The organism is Methyloprofundus sp. (genome assembly GCF_965251085.1).
Taxonomy (GTDB): domain Bacteria; phylum Pseudomonadota; class Gammaproteobacteria; order Methylococcales; family Methylomonadaceae; genus Methyloprofundus.
The window spans coordinates 3,499,967-3,520,175 of sequence record NZ_OZ252594.1; the positions used below are offsets into that span (position 1 = coordinate 3,499,967).

Below are 20,209 nucleotides of genomic sequence, written 5' to 3' on the forward strand. Positions count from 1 at the left end.
AGCCTTTTTTAAGAGTAGTCCCATGACAACAGCGAACAGTTCTCTAAACATACCTTTCAACGAGGCGCAACAAGCCTGGCTAGGTGGTTTTTTTGCAGGCATGCACAGCCATATTTTACAAAGTGCCGGATCAGGCGATGCAGCGAATGCACGAAGTATTAGCATAATCTATGGTTCACAAACAGGAAATTCTGAATCAGTTGCCCACGATGCTGCGCAAGCTGCTAAAGCTCATGGTTTAAATCCTACCATTTTGAGCATGGACGAAATTGAAGTCGCTGCTTTTATTAACATAGAATATCTATTAATTATCACCAGCACCTATGGCGAAGGTGATATGCCAGATAACGCGCAAATGCTATGGGATAATATCAGTGCAGACGATAGCATCGACCTATCTAACATGCAGTATTCGGTACTCGCCCTGGGTGACACCAGCTATGACCTTTTCTGTCAGGCTGGTATAGACTGGGACCTGATCCTAGAAAAACTAGGAGCAAAACGCCTTTACGAACGTATTGACTGTGACGTTGATTTTGATGCAGCAGCTGAAAACTGGATCAGTAATACTATCCCGTTAATGGCTGATGGCACAGCAAACATTACCATTGATAGTAGTAGCACAACACAGCCCGCTAAATTTGGACGTAAAAACCCATTCCCAGGAACACTCGTAGCCAACCGGTTATTAAGTAGCCCGGACTCTTCAAAAGAAATTCGCCATTATGAAATTTCCATCACTGGCTCAGAATTAAGCTATGAGGCCGGTGATGCGCTAAATGTTGTTCCTGTTAACTGTCCGGAATTAGTCAGCGATATTATTAAAGCCATTGGTTGCACAGGCGATGAAGATGAGCCTGTCAGCGGCGAGTTAATGCCACTAACTCAGGCACTAGCTGAGCACTTTGAAATCAAACTACCCAGTAAAGGTTTATTAGATGAAATCGCCAAACGTTCAGGCGATCAAGAATTAAATAATCTATTGAACGCCGGTGACAAAGATAAACTAGCGAGCTATTTGTGGGGCCGTGACACGCTAGATCTATTATTGCAATTCCCTGAAATGCAATTCTCGGCAGCAGAATTTTTAGCCCTGTTAAAACCATTGCAGCACAGAGCTTACTCTATCTCATCTAGTGGCAAAGCCAACCCGGACACCGTGCATTTAACGATCAGTAGTGTACGTTACAACAGCCATGATCGTGAGCACAAAGGGGTTTGTTCAACCTACCTTGCTGATTTAGCAGATGAAAACACCGCTGTACGCTGTTTCTTTAGCCCTAATAAAGTCTTTAGAGTGCCTGAAAACGACGATCTACCGATGATTATGGTCGGGCCTGGTACTGGAATTGCGCCCTTCCGTGCATTCCTGCAAGAACGTGAATTCAGAAAAGCCAAAGGGTTGAACTGGTTATTCTTCGGTGATCGTAATGAAGCAACAGATTTTATCTATCGTGATGAAATCGAAGCCATGCAGAATAACAACGTCTTAAGTAAATTAGACCTGGCCTTCTCGCGCGATCAGGAAGAAAAAATCTATGTTCAGGATCGCATGCTTGAAAAAGGAGCAGAACTCTTTGCCCTGCTTGAACTAGGCGGTTACTTCTTCGTCTGTGGTGATGCTTACCGCATGGCCAAAGACGTTGATAAAGCATTGCATGATGTGATTGCCGTACAAGGTAAACTATCTGAAGAGCAGGCAACAGAATACGTTAATCAAATGAAAAAAGATAAACGTTATGTGCGCGATGTTTACTAAAAAATACTGCTCTCTGTAGAGCGGACTTTAGTCCGCCCTACCTCTAAATTAAAGAGCCGAAATATTTAAAAATGACTCCTTCACTGTGGCTAGGATTAGGCTCAATGCTGTTGACTTAAGAACAAACTCCTTCTCCAGAGGGAGAAGGTTGGGATGAGGGGATTATAAATGCTTGATTTTATCCTCCTCACCCAACCCTCTCCAGCAAGAGAGGGCTTAAGTCAACAGCATTGTAGGCTGAAGGTTCAAACCAGTAGAAGTGTGAATAGTCACACCAGCGTTTATAGTAAATCAAGAGGACTAGCAATACATGAAATATCCTTTTCCATAACATGGGTATAGATTTCTGTGGTTTTCACATCCGCATGCCCCATAAGCTCCTGCACAATCCGGATATTCACCCCATTTTCCAGCATATGCGTAGCAAATGAATGGCGAAATGTATGGCAAGTCGCACGTTTAGTAATGCCCGCGCGATCAACTGCAGTTTTTACCGCTTTCTGTAGACCGGACTCAAGCACATGATGCCTGCGCTGTACGCCAGAGCGAGGGTCGATGCTCATTTTCTTAGCCGGAAAAACATACTGCCAGCGGAACTCCTGTGAGGCATTTGGATATTTTCTAGCAAGAGCTTCAGGAATATAGACTCGACCAAACCCTTGCAACAAATCCGCATCATGTGTTTTTTTAACGCTTTCAACCCGAAACAGCAAATCTTCCCGAACAGAGTTTGGCAATACCACCACCCTATCTTTCCCGCCTTTAGCATCACGTATATAAACCAGACCCTGACCAAAATCAAGATCTTGAATGCGCAATCGGATACATTCCATTAGCCGAAGTCCACATCCATATAGCATTTTGGCCATCAAAAGGTGATCCCCTTTCATCCAGGCAAAAACTTGCTGAATTTCGTGCTTGGTCAAAACAACCGGAGGCCTGGTCTGTTGTTTCGCCCTGACATGCCCAATATCCTCAGCTACAGGCAAATCAAGCACTTTAGTATAAAGGAACACAATAGCATTTAATGCCTGTCGCTGAGTCGATGCAGAAACCTTTCGTTCTGAAGCAAGGTGACTCAAAAAAGACTCAATCTCCAATTTCCCCATTTCTCGAGGATGTTTCTGGCAACCATGAAATTTAATAAATCGGGTAATCCACTCACAATAAGTCTGCTCTGTTCGATATTGATAGTGCTGATAGCGCATGACCTCACGCACCTGTTCGATAAGTTTAAGATCGGGATTCGGCTTGAATTTATTTTGCATATCCATAAGGAGAATCTTACTGAGATAGTATAAAAAAATCTAATGATATTTTCCATGTTATTGTTAATATTATACTGATAAGTGGAAAAAAATTCACCCAACCATTTTTTTATTACTTGAATCGAGAAACTAAAAATAACTAATACTTATTTATATTCAATATAATAGGCAATCAATAAACTTAATTCCGCTCTTTTTTGAGCACGACCTAAAATTGAAAATATTTTCCACCTGTCAGCATCATCTTTGTCTTGCTTTCCACTATAAAGGTCGCTACTATGGCTAAAGTGGAAAATCAAAGAAAATATTTCCATGTTATATAGTTTAATATCACAATACATGGATTTTTTTACATTGCATATAGGTACTAGATGGAATTTTTTCCACATATTAACAATGTTATATGCTATTCATCTTATTTTCTTAGCTCTTCAAGTATTAGTTTGATTTTGGGCTTCAAAATGTCTTGCTCTTCTTTTGTTGCCATAATCCCACGCAATTCTGACAACCCAAGTGCCGCGTTTCTTTTACGAAACGCGGCTTGTCTTTCTTTTGATGATGCCATTATTTTAAAGATTAATGATTTGAGTCTGAATGTTTTGTATCATTTCACGAGCATCAAATAAGTAAGAATAAATATCTGAATCATTTTTATTCATTTCGTTCTGATCTACATCGCCTTCGTTTCCTATCCATTCTGTATTATATTTTGATAAAACTAGCTCAATTGCTTTGTTTGTTTTTTTCATAGCAATTTGTTGTGTTGATAATAAATCGTCTCTTTTAATTGATGTTTTCATTTTCTTGCTCCGTTTTGTTTAGAGAATTTCTAAACCATGAGTCCATTATACATTGTTACGCGTAACAGTCAAGAAAAGAATAAAAGTAGTGAAAAATAAATTAATTCATCGTGTCATCTGCATATAACGAATAAGGGAGATGGAAAGAAATAATCATCCAAACGAAGTAAGCTTGTGTCTCAATAATTTATAATAATGAATTCTGAATTTATTCTCACACTAGGCAGATAAGCTTGTTGATATTAACAGATAGCATTATAGGTTGGATTATAAATACAGCCCATCGTTTAAAAGGCTCGGTACGTCGTATATTCATGGCTGAAACGGTGGAGCTACTAGGCTCAGGTGGTGCAAGTATTGCTGAAGAAAAACTAGGATGGAATAGAGGCACTATCCGAAAAGGACAATATGAACTTGAAACTCAGCCCATAGAAGATAATTTTTCAGCGAGAGGGCGTAATAAAAGTGAAGAGCATTTTCCTCATCTACTTGATGACATAAAAAAAATTGCTGAACCGGAGTGTCAAACGGATCCCTCTTTTAATTCCTGTCGATTATATACCCGGCTAACGGCTAAAGAAGTTAGAAAACGTTTACTGGAGATTGATTATTACGATGAAAAAACATTACCTTGCTCAAAAACTATCAATACAAAATTAAATGACCTGAGTTACCATCCAAAAAAGGTACAAAAAACAAAGCCTCATAAGAAAATCAAGGAAACGGATGCAATTTTTGAACAAGTTCATTCAGTCAATGGAATGGCAGATATCAACCCAAAAGAGATTCGTATATCAATTGATGCCAAAGCAAGAATGAATATAGGAAATTTTTCACGGGGAGGACGAAATCGGGTTTTAACAAAAGCAGAGGATCATGATTTAGATGTTAAGGAAAAGTTAACTCCTTTTGGTTTTTATCTGCCTGAACATGATGATTTTTTCCTTTTCTTTACAGCAGGCTATGCCAGCAGTGATTTCATCGTTGACCGATTGGAAGAAATTTGGCCAGAAATTCAAGAAAAATATGGAGTAGATATTCTGACAATTAACGCTGACAATGGTATGGAGAACAGTAGCTCCAGAACTCAGTTTATAAAAAGGCTTGTGGAGTTTGCTGAAAAAAGCAACATAAAGATAAAACTGGCCTACTACCCTCCTTATCATAGTAAATATAACCCAATTGAACGAGTATGGGGAGCCTATGAAAATCATATTAGTGGCGACATAATGGATACAGTTGAAACAACTTTAAAATTTGCCAAAAGTATGACCTACAATGGCAAAGCACCTATTGTTAAATTAACAGAAAAAATATATGAAACAGGAGTAAAGGTAGGTAAAAAAGCAATGAAGACGTATTATCAGTTTGTTGACCGAATGCCATCGTTGGAGAAATGGTTTTTGACCATTTCTCCTGGTTGTTCTGGATGATTATTTCTTTCCATCTCCCTAAGGTTAGATTGTGATCGCGAAGCGAGCCACAATCTGAACCGTTTGTTGGACAAGCCCGGCACGATAGTAGGAATTCATTTAATGCGCTCTATGAAAATAGCTTTTTGTTGATCAGCCCGACTGATGAATCGAACCTCTGTTTTTACCTGTTTAACTGAACTTTGAGCGTTGTCCATTGCAGTCAACTCTCAAAGTCCAAGTATCGGAGCAAAATTCTGCCTTAATCTCCGATTTTAGCCCAAGCAACTCCCTCAGCATTTAATCCGCTGATAGCCTGGGTCGAAGTGTTTAAATTTACATAAGCGCTAGTGATTCCAATTGTTAAGTTGGCAAAGGCTGAAACATTATTTCCACCCTGGGTATTTGCCGACGCCCAACAACCATCGCCCCGCCACAATATTTGCAACTGAATGCCGGCCGTACTTTGAGTGCACGCAATATCTTCGTCGGGTCAAACTTTAGCAGGGAGTGAATCAACTTAATAACACCCTTGCTATTCGGATGTAAAAAGCCATAATTGCGCGCACGACGAAAGCCTTTAGGCAAAACATGTTGCAGCACCAGCCACAGAAATTTAGCCCCCGATACCGTTTTGGTTTGATAGCGTTTGGTTTTGCTGTCTTCATAACGGTAGGTTACTTTGCCATTTTGGCAGGATAAGATATCCTGTTCACGAATCACACCACGATACAGGTATCGACCCAGATATATCAACGCTTTATCGCCTGCACCGACAAACTTACAATCGACCACCCATTGTTTCGGAATAGCTGTGGGGAATGGCAACTTTTCTTCGTTCATACGCGCTAGCATCTTTGCACGAAATACTTTTGCCAGTGCTTTATGATGAAACAGGTATTTGCCTTCCTTAGTGCGCCAAAGCTTCTTGATTTTGTCCACGATGCCTGCAGGCATAATGACATGAATATGCGGATGATAATTTAATTCGCGTGAGTGTGTATGTAAGACAGCAATCGCCCCGGCATCGCCTTGCAACTGCTTATCATTTTTACTAAAACTCTGTAAAGTCGCCCAGGCACAGTCAAACATCATACTGTAAAGTAACCGCGGATGCTGCCTGGCTAACGACCTTAACTGCGCAGGTAAGGTAAAGGTATTCATAAAATAATCAGCAGGGACTTGTTTTTGTACCTGTCGTTCAATCCATTGTTGACTCTCATGATGTTGACAATGCGGGCAGTTACGCTGGCCACAGGAATGAGGCACAAAGGTTTGATAGTCACAGTCTGCACAGTTAACCTGCATCACAGGACTCAGCTGTGTCCGACAGCTCTTCATGGCATGTAATGCACTGATCTGATTGGAGCGTAAACGAGATTGATACTCGCTTAAAAAGTCAGACTGAAATTGATCAATCACTGCAGCTAGGGTTATCATGAAATCTGCCCCCAGTGAATAGAAAAGTCATTGACTAACTGATTAATGTGCAGCTCTGCATTCTCATCGGTAATATCGGTCAAATGCGTATAGCGAGCCGTGGTTACTAAACTGGTATGGCCCAGAATCTTCTGCAACTCAACTAAATCAACCCCGGCTTCTAACAGGTGAGTGGCGTAACTGTGGCGCAGCGAGTGGCAGGAAATCTTTTTTTTAGTCCCATTTCTTGCGTCACAAGACGGATTGTCTTCTGGATGCCACCGCGATCAAGGGGGGATTCAGCAAGATGTGCACCTTTTAGACCCCGGGCACGGTTGGGAAATACCAGCACTGGATTTTTATGCACAGCCCAAAACTTACGCAACACCTTCAAGGTATTCACAGGCAAAGGCACAAGCCGATCCTTATTGCCTTTGGCATTGCGAATATGTACCCGCATGCGTGTCGCATCAATATCACCTACTTTCAGGCTTAAGCCCTCGCCCAAACGTAAACCTAGACTGTAAATCGTAAAATAAAAAACTCGATAGCTTAGATTACGGGTCGACATAAACAGTTGTTGTGCTTCAACCACAGTGACAATATCGGGTATACGCGTACATCGTGGTGGTTTAATCATTAGCACATCAACCCACGGCTTTTGTAGCACATGTGTATAGAAAAACTTGAGACCATAGAGATCTAGTTTCACGGCACTCCAGGAAAGGCGGCTTAAAAGAGCATGAAAATAATCCACCAGTTGATCTTGCGTTAAGTTATCCAGATGCCCCTGAAAGTGTTCCCCGATACGGCGAATAGCGCGTGAATAAGCGTCAATGGTTTTGGGTTGCAGTCCCTTAAGCTTTAAATGCTTACAGTGCTGGATATAATAATGGTTGAATTTAAGCTCTATCGATGGTGTCATAACAGTGTAACCTCATTATTGTTAGTTGGATGAGCTTACAAGTTACCTGTTATGCATATAACAGGCAATGAGGTTACACTTTAAATTTAAGGGATGCGCTGTTTTTCTCCGCGATAGCGGCTTCGTCCAACGAATAAGGTTAGATTGTGATCGCGAAGCGAGCCACAATCTGAACCGTTTGTTGGACAAGCCCGGCACGATAGTAGGAATTCATTTAATGCGCTCTATGAAAATAGCTTTTTGTTGATCAGCCCGACTGATGAATCGAACCTCTGTTTTTACCTGTTTAACTGAACTTTGAGCGTTGTCCATTGCAGTCAACTCTCAAAGTCCAAGTATCGGAGCAAAATTCTGCCTTAATCTCCGATTTTAGCCCAAGCAACTCCCTCAGCATTTAATCCGCTGATAGCCTGGGTCGAAGTGTTTAAATTTACATAAGCGCTAGTGATTCCAATTGTTAAGTTGGCAAAGGCTGAAACATTATTTCCACCCTGGGTATTTGCCGACGCCCAACAACCATCGCCCCGCCACAACATTTGCAACTGAATGCCGGCCGTACTTTGAGTGCACGCAATATCTTCGTCGGGTCAAACTTTAGCAGGGAGTGAATCAACTTAATAACACCCTTGCTATTCGGATGTAAAAAGCCATAATTGCGCGCACGACGAAAGCCTTTAGGCAAAACATGTTGCAGCACCAGCCACAGAAATTTAGCCCCCGATACCGTTTTGGTTTGATAGCGTTTGGTTTTGCTGTCTTGATAACGGTAGGTTACTTTGCCATTTTGGCAGGATAAGATATCCTGTTCACGAATCACACCACGATACAGGTATCGACCCAGATATATCAATGCTTTATCGCCTGCACCGACAAACTTACAATCGACCACCCATTTTTCCGGAATAGCTGTGGGAAATGGCAACTTTTCTTCGTTCATACGCGCTAGCATCTTTGCACGAAATACTTTTGCTAGTGCTTTATGATGAAACAGGTATTTGCCTTCCTTAGTGCGCCAGAGCTTCTTGATTTTATCCACGATTGCCGCAGGCATAATGACATGAATATGCGGATGATAATTTAATTCGCGTGAGTGTGTATGTAAGACAGCAATCGCCCCGGCATCGCCTTGCAACTGCTTATCATTTTTACTAAAACTCTGTAAAGTCGCCCAGGCACAGTCAAACATCATACTGTAAAGTAACCGCGGATGCTGCCTGGCTAACGACCTTAACTGCGCAGGTAAGGTAAAGGTATTCATAAAATAATCAGCAGGGACTTGTTTTTGTACCTGTCGTTCAATCCATTGTTGACTCTCATGATGTTGACAATGCGGGCAGTTACGCTGGCCACAGGAATGAGGCACAAAGGTTTGATAGTCACAGTCTGCACAGTTAACCTGCATCACAGGACTCAGCTGTGTCCGACAGCTCTTCATGGCATGTAATGCACTGATCTGATTGGAGCGTAAACGAGATTGATACTCGCTTAAAAAGTCAGACTGAAATTGATCAATCACTGCAGCTAGGGTTATCATGAAATCTGCCCCCAGTGAATAGAAAAGTCATTGACTAACTGATTAATGTGCAGCTCTGCATTCTCATCGGTAATATCGGTCAAATGCGTATAGCGAGCCGTGGTTACTAAACTGGTATGGCCCAGAATCTTCTGCAACTCAACTAAATCAACCCCGGCTTCTAACAGGTGAGTGGCGTAACTGTGGCGCAGCGAGTGGCAGGAAATCTTTTTTTTAGTCCCATTTCTTGCGTCACAAGACGGATTGTCTTCTGGATGCCACCGCGATCAAGGGGGGATTCAGCAAGATGTGCACCTTTTAGACCCCGGGCACGGTTGGGAAATACCAGCACTGGATTTTTATGCACAGCCCAAAACTTACGCAACACCTTCAAGGTATTCACAGGCAAAGGCACAAGCCGATCCTTATTGCCTTTGGCATTGCGAATATGTACCCGCATGCGTGTCGCATCAATATCACCTACTTTCAGGCTTAAGCCCTCGCCCAAACGTAAACCTAGACTGTAAATCGTAAAATAAAAAACTCGATAGCTTAGATTACGGGTCGACATAAACAGTTGTTGTGCTTCAACCACAGTGACAATATCGGGTATACGCGTACATCGTGGTGGTTTAATCATTAGCACATCAACCCACGGCTTTTGTAGCACATGTGTATAGAAAAACTTGAGACCATAGAGATCTAGTTTCACGGCACTCCAGGAAAGGCGGCTTAAAAGAGCATGAAAATAATCCACCAGTTGATCTTGCGTTAAGTTATCCAGATGCCCCTGAAAGTGTTCCCCGATACGGCGAATAGCGCGTGAATAAGCGTCAATGGTTTTGGGTTGCAGTCCCTTAAGCTTTAAATGCTTACAGTGCTGGATATAATAATGGTTGAATTTAAGCTCTATCGATGGTGTCATAACAGTGTAACCTCATTATTGTTAGTTGGATGAGCTTACAAGTTACCTGTTATGCATATAACAGGCAATGAGGTTACACTTTAAATTTAAGGGATGCGCTGTTTTTCTCCGCGATAGCGGCTTCGTCCAACAAAAAATTGCAGCTGACCACTGGCAGCACCACTCGTTTTCAGATGTCATCTTTAATCAAAGTTTAGTGTATTGTTAGGGTTCATCGAACATCTGCCAGTGTCAGCTGAATTTGGCGTTAGTTGCGACACGAAGTTGCATAAATATATGTTGTAAATCACTTTTTTTAAGTGAGGCGCAACCTGGAGTTCTGCCTCCAGTATCCTACCAGGCCATGCGACACGGATGTGGTGTGAAGCGTCTGGGACAATGAAACTCGTATAAGAGGAACCGTGAGGGGAATCGTAACTGCCAGTGCTAAGGCGGACGGGAGCTAGGATGGAATGATAGGGTGAATGTAATGTGAACTGTCGTCTTGAAGTCCCGTTAACAAAAGAGCAGCCAAAAGCACTGATAGGCTGTAACCAACAGGTGGGTAGTCAGTGGAACTGTTATAACGTCGGTTTCACGCAGATAATGCACTACTGGGATACAGGCAGCACCTAAGTCGTTCGTTAAGATATTTATGTGGAACGTGGCAATGTCGTATCGTCCTCCAGCAATGGAGAAATCTGCCCGCAAGGGGTGCTGATGGCCATGCGTCGATGAGAGAATGGAAAAAGCGAAGGCGATTATGTAATGTAGTTGATACGGATTCAAGATTTGTCCGACACGAAAGTGTGCGCACGTCCATTTGGTGCTTCGTTGCGAGAGAGTTTAGAGAACCGGTTTTAAGAAGGAAACGCAAATGACGGCCTTTGGCTGGTGCACCTTCTGGCATAGCAATATGTATTATCGGCTGTAGATACGTATCGCAAAGGTTGGCTATTAAATTTGTTCAACAGACATTGTTTTTGGTAGTAAAGTTAGTGATGGAAAATACATCATTTTACACTAAATAAAATGAGTTTACTGTTGAATAATAAGGCAGCTGGGTCAGTTTATTCTGGCTTTTGAAGGGCTTGAGCCGTATGCTGGGAAACTCGCAAGTACGGTTCTTAGGGGGCAAAGGGTCGCGAGACCCTGAGCTACCCGGTGTTTTAAAATCTGCTCATAGAATATAGTATTCGTATGTGCTATCATTTATGCCTATGATAGTGACAATGGATACCAATGTTTTATTAGCAGCACATATTAGTCAGTCTGGTGCGTCACATAAAATTTTCCGGCTCATCACAAATGAGAAGATTAATATTGCATTATCAACGCAGATATTACTTGAATATGATGATGTCTTGAAAAGAAAGGAGATTCTTAAACTTACAAGGCTGAATATTGGGCAAGTTGAAGATGTACTTGATTTATTGGTTCTTCTGGCACAAAAACAAAAAATATATTACAGGCTTCGACCAAACTTAAGAGATGAAAATGATAACTTATTTGTTGAGTGTGCATTTGCAAGCAATAGTAACTACTTAATCACCTCAAATATTCGTGATTTTGATGGTGGTGAATTAAGAGGTTTTAAGTTCAAGGTGCTAACACCAAAAGATTTCTATCAAATGTGGAGAAAAAATTATGAGTAAGACACAAGTAGTTACTTTAAGAATTCCTGTTGATTTGAAGGCACGGTTAGAAAGTGAAGCACACATTCAAGGTGTTTCAATGAATAATCTTGCCAACTATATGCTTACAACACAAATTAGCCAAATAGAGATGCTTTCAACGATTGAAGCGAGAATTTCTAAAAAAGATATTTCTTCTTTAAAAACAAAGGTTAATAAAGTACTTGATTCAGTACCAAAAAATCCTAATGTTCCTGAGTGGGATAAAGTGCATTAAACAATAATGTATGAAAAAGATGCATGGACTGAAGAAATGGGGTCAGACTCGATTGAAAACATTAAAACACGTGAAAACACGGGTTTTAATGTTTCCTTCAAATGGGATGTTTTTTTAAAGCTAAAAGGGTATCCTTATAAATTTAAAAAAAAGAAATCTGCTAGTTTTCATGCCTGAGGTAAACTCTGTATCTAATCGGGATAGGGAACTACTCAAGTAGCCTCCCTCCCACAGCGCCGTACATACGGGTCTTAGGCAGGCAGATCTCCCCGGGTAAGAACATGATCTTTCTCTGCACGACCACAGCATTTACCATCTCACAGTGATCCAGATGGGCTTCGTCATGTTGTGCTGATTCGCCCTGCGGTTCGGCCTTACTATGCTGTTTTTGTCCATTGGCTCGCAGAGCTATGATCTACTTCCTTGTAGATCACCCTTCGGGCCAGCTAAAGCTGTTCAAATTCGTTCCTGACGAATTTTTTGCACTTAGGCTTCTTTCAAACATTGGTCACCCTCCGCCCTTGCCATCGGCTAGTACTTTTTAGAATTATCATATAAAATAAATCTCTGGATAATGTACAGGGTACTTGCACCCCATAAGATCATGCCCATGCCGGGCACACACAATAAAATCCAGCCAACCGCTAGCAGCGCAGATTCTTTAAAGTTATATAGTGTTTAAAAAAGTTATCGCCTATTTAAAGTTTAGCATCTTTGATCGCGGTGGCTGATTTACGCGTTAGGCAACAGAAAAATTGCAGATTGAGAATTAAGAGGTTACAATTTGATTGATGATAAAAAGCTTCATTCACAAAGGTTTGGAAAAATTCTATCGAACAGGTAGCAAAGCTGGAATTCAAGCACAACACACAGACCGGTTACGTTTGATTCTTGCTCAATTAAACCAAGCGAAAATTGTCAAAGATATGGATATTCCATTTCTAAAACTTCACGAATTAAAAGGCGACAGAAAAGGAATATGGTCTGTAACAGTACAAGCAAACTGGCGTATTACTTTTCGTTTTCATGAAGGTGATGCAGAAACTATAAATTATGAGGATTACCATTAGGAGATATTATGAAAATGTATAATCCACCTCATCCGGGTGAAATCATAAAAGGCTTATGGTTAGAGCCAGCAAAAATAAGCATCACTGAAGCAGCCAAGGCTCTAGCTGTTAGTCGAAAAACATTATCAAAAGTTATAAATGGAAATGGGAGTGTAACACCAGAAATGGCAGTTAGGTTATCAATTGCTTTAGGGGCTAGCCCTGAAAGTTGGATGGGACATCAAGTTACTTATGACCTTTGGCAAATTGAACAACATAAAGATGAATTGGGCGTGCATGTGTTAAATGTTGCCTAACGAATAAGGATAGATTGTGTAAGCGAAGCGCACCACAATCTTATCCCGTGTTGGACAAGCCCGGGGTGAGGTAAACGCTTTATAATAAGCAAATATCTTTTTGGCTCCTGGCCTTAATACGGATCATCACTTTCCTTCAGGCAAGCTCCCGCCTTTGCATTCTATACTGCAAAAAAAAATACAGCTATATCATTATGTTATAAATTATTCTCTCTGTTTGTGAATTGGGGGTTTATGATCCATTTTATTTATCCTGGCTCTGGTGGCCTAAAACCGATGACCTGCATGGGAGCCTGGCAATGAGGGCATTTAACAACGAGCCTTGGTTTAGGTGCCAGTAACTGAATAACAACACGCAGGACTAGCTGTACTAGCTTCAGTAATGTCTTTGCATTGCTGTGCAAAAAACCATAATCTCTGACACGATGAAACCCTTTAGGCAGGACATGCTGCAGAACCAGCCATAAAAAATCCTCTCCTTTCAGAGATCGGGTTAAGGTCTCGCCCGTGTCGCCATCTGTGTACCGAAAGGTGACCCTGCCATTGTTATCTGCAATGATGTTCTTCTCACTGATCACCCCGCGATATAAATAACGCGATAAATACTTTAAAGCAGGTTCACCGTTACCGACACGTTTACAATCGACGACCCACTCTTCTGGCATTGAACAGGGAATCGGTAGCTTTGCTGCATTCAGTCCGTCCAGAATCCGGGCACGGAAGACTTTAGCCAGGGCAAACTCATTGAACAGGTATTTGCCTTTGGTTTTTATCCATTGCCTTTTAGCTTTGTTGATCCCGCCGCCCGGAATAATGACATGAATATGCGGATGATAATCCAGCCTGCGGCTGTGCGTGTGCAATACGGCCGTCATGCCTATTTCAGCCCCGAGGTTTTTGGGGTTGAGCCCAAAATCCTTTAATGTGCTACTGACACAGAGAAACATCAGCTGATAAATGATTGTCTGGTGATGCCATGTCAACGCTCTCAATTGAGCAGGGAGCGTAAAGGTCACCATATAATAGTCAACCGGAAGTTGTTTCTTTTGCTGACGCATCAGCCATTCCGATGCTTCATGGTTCTGACACTGGGGACAGCTACGATGCCCACAGGATTTAGGGTGCCATTCAGAGTGACCGCATCCTGTATATTGCACATGGAACTCACCTGAGAGTGCCGTGCGGCAACGCTTTATCGCAGAGATAGCTTTTAAATGGCCAGGCAATAATTTTGTCGAGTATTTTTTTGTGAAAACTGCTTTCATAATGCTCAATAATCGTGACAAGGGGGATCATGACTGACTCCTGAAACCTGTTGATAAGGTATTAGTCAGTTGATTAATGGCTGAGATAGTATCCTTTTCTGTCAGTTCCGTGGAATGAGCATAGCGAGCTGTCGTGGTCGGGCTAGCATGGCCGAGCAAGTGCTGAATATGAATCAGGCTTAATCCTTGTTCCAGCAGGTGCGTGGCTATGCTATGACGCAGCGTGTGAATCGAGGCTTTTTTTTAATCCCACAGTCTTTAAGGGCCGCTTTCATCGCGGCTTGAGCGCCGCCTCTATCCATCGGTGTTGTCGCATTTTGAAGGGTCTCCATTGAGCCGGTTCCACTGGGAAATAACCAGACTGGATTACGGTGTTTACGCCATAAGTCACGCAATGCATAGCATGTTAAATCAGGTAATGGCACAAAGCGGTCTTTATGCCCTTTGCCCCGGCGAATATGTACCTGTTTGCGCTTTGCATCAATATCACCGACTTGCAAAGAAAGCGTTTCACCCAGGCGCAAGCCCATTGAGTAGGTTGCTAATAAAAAGACTTTGTAACGTAGTTTGTAGGTCACCGCAATCAGTTGCTCTACCTCGGAAACCGCTAGAATATCAGGCAGTGTCTGTATCTTGGGGGCTTTGATGATTTTAATCCATTGCCAATCCTTTTTAAGGACGTATTGCCAGAAAAACTGGAGACCATTACGATCGATTTTAACGGTACTCCAGGAATGAGATTCAACCAATTCAGCAAAATAGACTTCAAGCTGTTCAGTACTGAGTCTTTCGGGTGAGCAATCAAAATGCTCAGTGACTCTGCGCACAGCACGAGCATAGTTATCAATGGTTGCATCACTCATGCCGCGTAATTTTAAAGCACGAAGGTGACGGTTATATAGCTTTTCAAAATGAGTTTGTTCTATCGTATTCATGGTAAACTCCAATTATCGTACTCGACAATGAGTACATATTGGAGTGTATCCGTAAATGGGTTTTTCTGCCGCGATAGCGGCTTCGTCCAACGAACAAGGTCAGATTGTGATCGCGAAGCGAGCCACAATCTGAACCGTTTGTTGGACAAGCCCGGCACACATAGTAGAAAGTCGTTTAAATCCGCTCTATGAAAATAGCTTTTTGTTGATCAGCCCGACTGATGAATTGAGCCTCTGTTTTTACCTGTTTAACTGAACTTTGAGCGTTGTCCATTGCAGTCAACTCTCAAAGTCCAAGTATCGGAGCAAAATTCTGCCTTAATCTCCGATTTTAGCCCAAGCAACTCCCTCAGCATTTAATCCGCTGATAGCCTGGGTCGAAGTGTTTAAATTTACATAAGCGCTAGTGATTCCAATTGTTAAGTTGGCAAAGGCTGAAACATTATTTCCACCCTGGGTATTTGCCGACGCCCAACAACCATCGCCCCGCCACAACATTTGCAACTGAATGCCGGCCGTACTTTGAGTGTCCGTAATATTTTCGTCGGGTCAAGCTTAAGCAGGAAGTGAATCAGCTTAATAACGCCCTTGCTATTCGGGTGTAAAAAAAACCATAATTGCGCACACGACGAAAGCCTTTAGGCAAAACATGTTGCAGCACCAGCCAGAGAAACTTAACCCCTGATACCGTTTTGGTTTGATAGCGTTTGGTTTTGCTGTCTTGATAACGGTAGCTTACTTTTCCATCCTGGCAGGATAAGATATCCTGTTCACGAATCACGCCACGATACAGGTATCGACCCAGATATATCAATGTTTTATCGTCTGATTGTGCAGTTAGTTCATCCTATGTCTTTAAATCGCAATGAATACAAGTAGATAGAAAGATACACCTAGTTTTAAGAAACCCTCAAGTTTCTAATAGAATCAACACACATAAAGCGCTTTTATTTTTATTGGATGAGTAAACTGCATAATCAGACTTTATCGCCTGCACCGACAAACTTACAATCCACCACCCATTGTTTCGGAATAGCCGTAGGGAATGGCAGTTTTTCTTCGTTCATACGTGTTAGCATCTTTGCACGAAATACTTTCGCCAGTGCTTTATGATGAAACAGGTATTTGCCTTCCTTAGTGCGCCAGAGCTTCTTGATTTTGTCCACAATTGCCGCAGGTATAATGACATGAATATGCGGATGATAATTTAGTTCGCGTGAATGCGCGTGTAAAACTGCAATCGCCCCGGGATCGCCTCGCAACTACTTATCATTTTTACTGAAACTCTGTAAAGTCGCCCAGGCACAGTCAAACATCATGCTATAAAGTAAACGTGGGTGCTGCCTGGCTAACGACCTTAACTGCGCAGGTAAGGTAAAGGTATTCATAAAATAATCAGCAGTGACTTGTCGCTGCACTTGTCTCTCAATCCACTGCTGACAATCATAAAGGTGCATCCATGCACCTTTACCCTACGGGCAGCTGAAGCTGTGCAAATCGGCTTTCCTGCCGATTTGTCATAATGCTGACAATGCGGGCAGTTACGCTGGCCACAGGAGTGAGGCACAAAGGTTTGATAGTCACAGTCTGCACAGTTAACCTGCATCACAGGACTCAGCTGTGTACGACTGCGTTTCATTGCATGTAGCGCGCTGATTTGGTTGGAGCGTAACTGATTTTGATCGTCTTCTGAACTCCACCGCGATCAAGGGGCGATTCAGCAAGATGTGCACCTTTTAAACCCCGGGCACGGTTGGGAAATAACAGCACTGGATTTTTATGCACAGCCCAAAACTTACGCAACACCTTCAAGGTATTCACAGGCAAAGGCACAAGACGATCCTTATTGCCTTTGGCATTGCTAATATGTACCCGCATACGTGTCGCATCAACATCCCCCACTTCCAGACTTAAGCCCTCGCCCAAACGTAAGCCCAAACTGTAAATCATAAAATAGAATACCCGGTAGCTTAGATTGCGGGTCGACATAAACAGTTGTTGCGCCTCAGCCACGGTAACAATATCGGGTATACGCGCACAGCGTGGTGGTTTAATCATCAGCACATTGACCCACGGCTTTTGTAGCACATGTGTATAGAAAAACTTGAGACCATAGAGATCTAGTTTCACGGCACTCCAGGAAAGGCGGCTTAAAAGAGCATGAAAATAATCCACCAGTTGATCTTGCGTTAAGTTATCCAGATGCCACTGAAAGTGTTCCCCGATACGGCGAATAGCGCGTGAATAAGCGTCAATGGTTTTGGGTTGCAGTCCCTTAAGCTTTAAATGCTTACAGTGCTGGATATAATAATGGTTGAATTTAAGCTCTATCGATGGTGTCATAACAGTGTAACCTCATTATTGTTAGTTGGATGAGCTTACAAGTTACCTGTTATGCATATAACAGGCAATGAGGTTACACTTTAAATTTAAGGGATGCGCTGTTTTTCTCCGCGATAGCGGCTTCGTCCAACGAATAAGGTTAGATTGTGATCGCGAAGCGAGCCACAATCTGAACCGTTTGTTGGACAAGCCCGGCACGATAGTAGGAATTCATTTAATGCGCTCTATGAAAATAGCTTTTTGTTGATCAGCCCGACTGATGAATCGAACCTCTGTTTTTACCTGTTTAACTGAACTTTGAGCGTTGTCCATTGCAGTCAACTCTCAAAGTCCAAGTATCGGAGCAAAATTCTGCCTTAATCTCCGATTTTAGCCCAAGCAACTCCCTCAGCATTTAATCCGCTGATAGCCTGGGTCGAAGTGTTTAAATTTACATAAGCGCTAGTGATTCCAATTGTTAAGTTGGCAAAGGCTGAAACATTATTTCCACCCTGGGTATTTGCCGACGCCCAACAACCATCGCCCCGCCACAATATTTGCAACTGAATGCCGGCCGTACTTTGAGTGCACGCAATATCTTCGTCGGGTCAAACTTTAGCAGGGAGTGAATCAACTTAATAACACCCTTGCTATTCGGATGTAAAAAGCCATAATTGCGCGCACGACGAAAGCCTTTAGGCAAAACATGTTGCAGCACCAGCCACAGAAATTTAGCCCCCGATACCGTTTTGGTTTGATAGCGTTTGGTTTTGCTGTCTTCATAACGGTAGGTTACTTTGCCATTTTGGCAGGATAAGATATCCTGTTCACGAATCACACCACGATACAGGTATCGACCCAGATATATCAACGCTTTATCGCCTGCACCGACAAACTTACAATCGACCACCCATTGTTTCGGAATAGCTGTGGGGAATGGCAACTTTTCTTCGTTCATACGCGCTAGCATCTTTGCACGAAATACTTTTGCCAGTGCTTTATGATGAAACAGGTATTTGCCTTCCTTAGTGCGCCAAAGCTTCTTGATTTTGTCCACGATGCCTGCAGGCATAATGACATGAATATGCGGATGATAATTTAATTCGCGTGAGTGTGTATGTAAGACAGCAATCGCCCCGGCATCGCCTTGCAACTGCTTATCATTTTTACTAAAACTCTGTAAAGTCGCCCAGGCACAGTCAAACATCATACTGTAAAGTAACCGCGGATGCTGCCTGGCTAACGACCTTAACTGCGCAGGTAAGGTAAAGGTATTCATAAAATAATCAGCAGGGACTTGTTTTTGTACCTGTCGTTCAATCCATTGTTGACTCTCATGATGTTGACAATGCGGGCAGTTACGCTGGCCACAGGAATGAGGCACAAAGGTTTGATAGTCACAGTCTGCACAGTTAACCTGCATCACAGGACTCAGCTGTGTCCGACAGCTCTTCATGGCATGTAATGCACTGATCTGATTGGAGCGTAAACGAGATTGATACTCGCTTAAAAAGTCAGACTGAAATTGATCAATCACTGCAGCTAGGGTTATCATGAAATCTGCCCCCAGTGAATAGAAAAGTCATTGACTAACTGATTAATGTGCAGCTCTGCATTCTCATCGGTAATATCGGTCAAATGCGTATAGCGAGCCGTGGTTACTAAACTGGTATGGCCCAGAATCTTCTGCAACTCAACTAAATCAACCCCGGCTTCTAACAGGTGAGTGGCGTAACTGTGGCGCAGCGAGTGGCAGGAAATCTTTTTTTTAGTCCCATTTCTTGCGTCACAAGACGGATTGTCTTCTGGATGCCACCGCGATCAAGGGGGGATTCAGCAAGATGTGCACCTTTTAGACCCCGGGCACGGTTGGGAAATACCAGCACTGGATTTTTATGCACAGCCCAAAACTTACGCAACACCTTCAAGGTATTCACAGGCAAAGGCACAAGCCGATCCTTATTGCCTTTGGCATTGCGAATATGTACCCGCATGCGTGTCGCATCAATATCACCTACTTTCAGGCTTAAGCCCTCGCCCAAACGTAAACCTAGACTGTAAATCGTAAAATAAAAAACTCGATAGCTTAGATTACGGGTCGACATAAACAGTTGTTGTGCTTCAACCACAGTGACAATATCGGGTATACGCGTACATCGTGGTGGTTTAATCATTAGCACATCAACCCACGGCTTTTGTAGCACATGTGTATAGAAAAACTTGAGACCATAGAGATCTAGTTTCACGGCACTCCAGGAAAGGCGGCTTAAAAGAGCATGAAAATAATCCACCAGTTGATCTTGCGTTAAGTTATCCAGATGCCCCTGAAAGTGTTCCCCGATACGGCGAATAGCGCGTGAATAAGCGTCAATGGTTTTGGGTTGCAGTCCACGGCTAATTTGTTCTAGCT

Annotated in this window: 16 protein-coding genes and 7 pseudogenes; 7 read left to right on the forward strand and 16 right to left on the reverse strand. The window is 42.5% G+C overall.

Annotated elements, in window-relative coordinates; genetic code table 11:
* The first annotated feature begins 22 nt into the window (after nt 1-22).
* A complete protein-coding gene (locus tag ACQY3F_RS16335; protein ID WP_428356002.1) occupies nt 23-1,759 on the forward strand; it encodes a diflavin oxidoreductase in 1,737 nt (578 codons plus the stop codon).
* A 281-nt stretch (nt 1,760-2,040) separates the two neighbouring features.
* On the opposite strand, the gene ACQY3F_RS16340 is transcribed toward ACQY3F_RS16335, so the two are convergent.
* The 4 genes from ACQY3F_RS16340 to ACQY3F_RS16355 form a co-directional block, all read right to left on the reverse strand.
* Nucleotides 2,041-3,033, reverse strand: a complete 993-nt coding sequence (locus ACQY3F_RS16340) for an integron integrase (protein ID WP_428356004.1) — start codon at nt 3,031-3,033, stop codon at nt 2,041-2,043.
* 140 nt (nt 3,034-3,173) lie between these two features.
* Complete coding sequence (locus tag ACQY3F_RS16345) at nt 3,174-3,341, reverse strand: hypothetical protein (RefSeq protein WP_428356005.1); 168 nt, start codon at nt 3,339-3,341, stop codon at nt 3,174-3,176.
* Nucleotides 3,342-3,442: 101 nt separating this feature from the next.
* Nucleotides 3,443-3,592, reverse strand: coding sequence for a hypothetical protein (locus ACQY3F_RS16350; RefSeq protein WP_428356006.1), 150 nt, complete (start codon nt 3,590-3,592; stop codon nt 3,443-3,445).
* A 4-nt stretch (nt 3,593-3,596) separates the two neighbouring features.
* Complete coding sequence (locus ACQY3F_RS16355) at nt 3,597-3,827, reverse strand: hypothetical protein (protein ID WP_428356008.1); 231 nt, start codon at nt 3,825-3,827, stop codon at nt 3,597-3,599.
* A 236-nt stretch (nt 3,828-4,063) separates the two neighbouring features.
* Here ACQY3F_RS16355 and ACQY3F_RS16360 point away from each other — a divergent pair, with 236 nt between their 5' ends.
* On the forward strand, nt 4,064-5,260 hold the full coding sequence (locus ACQY3F_RS16360) for an ISAzo13 family transposase (protein WP_428352931.1): 1,197 nt from the start codon (nt 4,064-4,066) through the stop codon (nt 5,258-5,260).
* A 342-nt stretch (nt 5,261-5,602) separates the two neighbouring features.
* Here the strand turns inward: ACQY3F_RS16360 and ACQY3F_RS16365 are convergent, their stop codons facing one another.
* The 4 genes and pseudogenes from ACQY3F_RS16365 to ACQY3F_RS16380 all read right to left on the reverse strand — a co-directional run bounded on the left by ACQY3F_RS16365 (nt 5,603) and on the right by ACQY3F_RS16380 (nt 10,021).
* Entirely contained in the window at nt 5,603-6,679 is a 1,077-nt protein-coding gene (locus ACQY3F_RS16365; RefSeq protein WP_428354445.1) for an IS91 family transposase, read from the reverse strand.
* A pseudogene (locus tag ACQY3F_RS16370) lies at nt 6,676-7,583 on the reverse strand (tyrosine-type recombinase/integrase). The gene ACQY3F_RS16365 and the pseudogene ACQY3F_RS16370 overlap by 4 nt, the downstream one beginning before the upstream one ends.
* Before the next feature lie 457 nt (nt 7,584-8,040).
* Nucleotides 8,041-9,117 (reverse strand): IS91 family transposase, encoded by a 1,077-nt coding sequence (locus ACQY3F_RS16375; RefSeq protein WP_428352924.1) that lies wholly within the window; start codon nt 9,115-9,117, stop codon nt 8,041-8,043.
* Nucleotides 9,114-10,021, reverse strand: a pseudogene (locus tag ACQY3F_RS16380) (tyrosine-type recombinase/integrase). The gene ACQY3F_RS16375 and the pseudogene ACQY3F_RS16380 overlap by 4 nt, the downstream one beginning before the upstream one ends.
* 1,211 nt (nt 10,022-11,232) lie before the next feature.
* Here ACQY3F_RS16380 and ACQY3F_RS16385 point away from each other — a divergent pair.
* The 5 genes from ACQY3F_RS16385 to ACQY3F_RS16405 all read left to right on the forward strand — a co-directional run bounded on the left by ACQY3F_RS16385 (nt 11,233) and on the right by ACQY3F_RS16405 (nt 13,277).
* Nucleotides 11,233-11,655, forward strand: coding sequence for a putative toxin-antitoxin system toxin component, PIN family (locus ACQY3F_RS16385; RefSeq protein ID WP_428357713.1), 423 nt, complete (start codon nt 11,233-11,235; stop codon nt 11,653-11,655).
* On the forward strand, nt 11,648-11,911 hold the full coding sequence (locus ACQY3F_RS16390; protein WP_428356009.1) for a hypothetical protein: 264 nt from the start codon (nt 11,648-11,650) through the stop codon (nt 11,909-11,911). The genes ACQY3F_RS16385 and ACQY3F_RS16390 overlap by 8 nt, the downstream gene beginning before the upstream one ends.
* A gap of 6 nt (nt 11,912-11,917) precedes the next feature.
* Nucleotides 11,918-12,088, forward strand: coding sequence for a hypothetical protein (locus tag ACQY3F_RS16395; protein WP_428356011.1), 171 nt, complete (start codon nt 11,918-11,920; stop codon nt 12,086-12,088).
* Nucleotides 12,089-12,702: 614 nt separating this feature from the next.
* Nucleotides 12,703-12,981 (forward strand): type II toxin-antitoxin system RelE/ParE family toxin, encoded by a 279-nt coding sequence (locus ACQY3F_RS16400; protein WP_428356012.1) that lies wholly within the window; start codon nt 12,703-12,705, stop codon nt 12,979-12,981.
* 8 nt (nt 12,982-12,989) lie between these two features.
* Nucleotides 12,990-13,277, forward strand: a complete 288-nt coding sequence (locus tag ACQY3F_RS16405; RefSeq protein WP_428356013.1) for a HigA family addiction module antitoxin — start codon at nt 12,990-12,992, stop codon at nt 13,275-13,277.
* A 248-nt stretch (nt 13,278-13,525) separates the two neighbouring features.
* On the opposite strand, the gene ACQY3F_RS16410 is transcribed toward ACQY3F_RS16405, so the two are convergent.
* The 8 genes and pseudogenes from ACQY3F_RS16410 to ACQY3F_RS16445 all read right to left on the reverse strand — a co-directional run bounded on the left by ACQY3F_RS16410 (nt 13,526) and on the right by ACQY3F_RS16445 (nt 20,198).
* Complete coding sequence (locus ACQY3F_RS16410; protein WP_428356015.1) at nt 13,526-14,542, reverse strand: IS91 family transposase; 1,017 nt, start codon at nt 14,540-14,542, stop codon at nt 13,526-13,528.
* A 27-nt stretch (nt 14,543-14,569) separates the two neighbouring features.
* Nucleotides 14,570-15,477: pseudogene (locus ACQY3F_RS16415) on the reverse strand (tyrosine-type recombinase/integrase).
* A 419-nt stretch (nt 15,478-15,896) separates the two neighbouring features.
* Nucleotides 15,897-16,291: pseudogene (locus ACQY3F_RS16420) on the reverse strand (transposase); the annotation flags it as partial.
* 165 nt (nt 16,292-16,456) lie between these two features.
* Nucleotides 16,457-16,916, reverse strand: a pseudogene (locus ACQY3F_RS16425) (IS91 family transposase); the annotation flags it as partial.
* 79 nt (nt 16,917-16,995) lie between these two features.
* Nucleotides 16,996-17,158: pseudogene (locus tag ACQY3F_RS16430) on the reverse strand (transposase zinc-binding domain-containing protein); the annotation flags it as partial.
* Nucleotides 17,113-17,820, reverse strand: a complete 708-nt coding sequence (locus ACQY3F_RS16435; RefSeq protein WP_428356016.1) for a tyrosine-type recombinase/integrase — start codon at nt 17,818-17,820, stop codon at nt 17,113-17,115. The pseudogene ACQY3F_RS16430 and the gene ACQY3F_RS16435, both read right to left, overlap by 46 nt.
* Before the next feature lie 457 nt (nt 17,821-18,277).
* On the reverse strand, nt 18,278-19,354 hold the full coding sequence (locus ACQY3F_RS16440) for an IS91 family transposase (RefSeq protein WP_428354445.1): 1,077 nt from the start codon (nt 19,352-19,354) through the stop codon (nt 18,278-18,280).
* Nucleotides 19,351-20,198, reverse strand: a pseudogene (locus ACQY3F_RS16445) (tyrosine-type recombinase/integrase). Before ACQY3F_RS16445 ends, ACQY3F_RS16440 begins: the two are co-directional and overlap by 4 nt.
* Between the last annotated feature and the right edge of the window lie 11 nt (nt 20,199-20,209).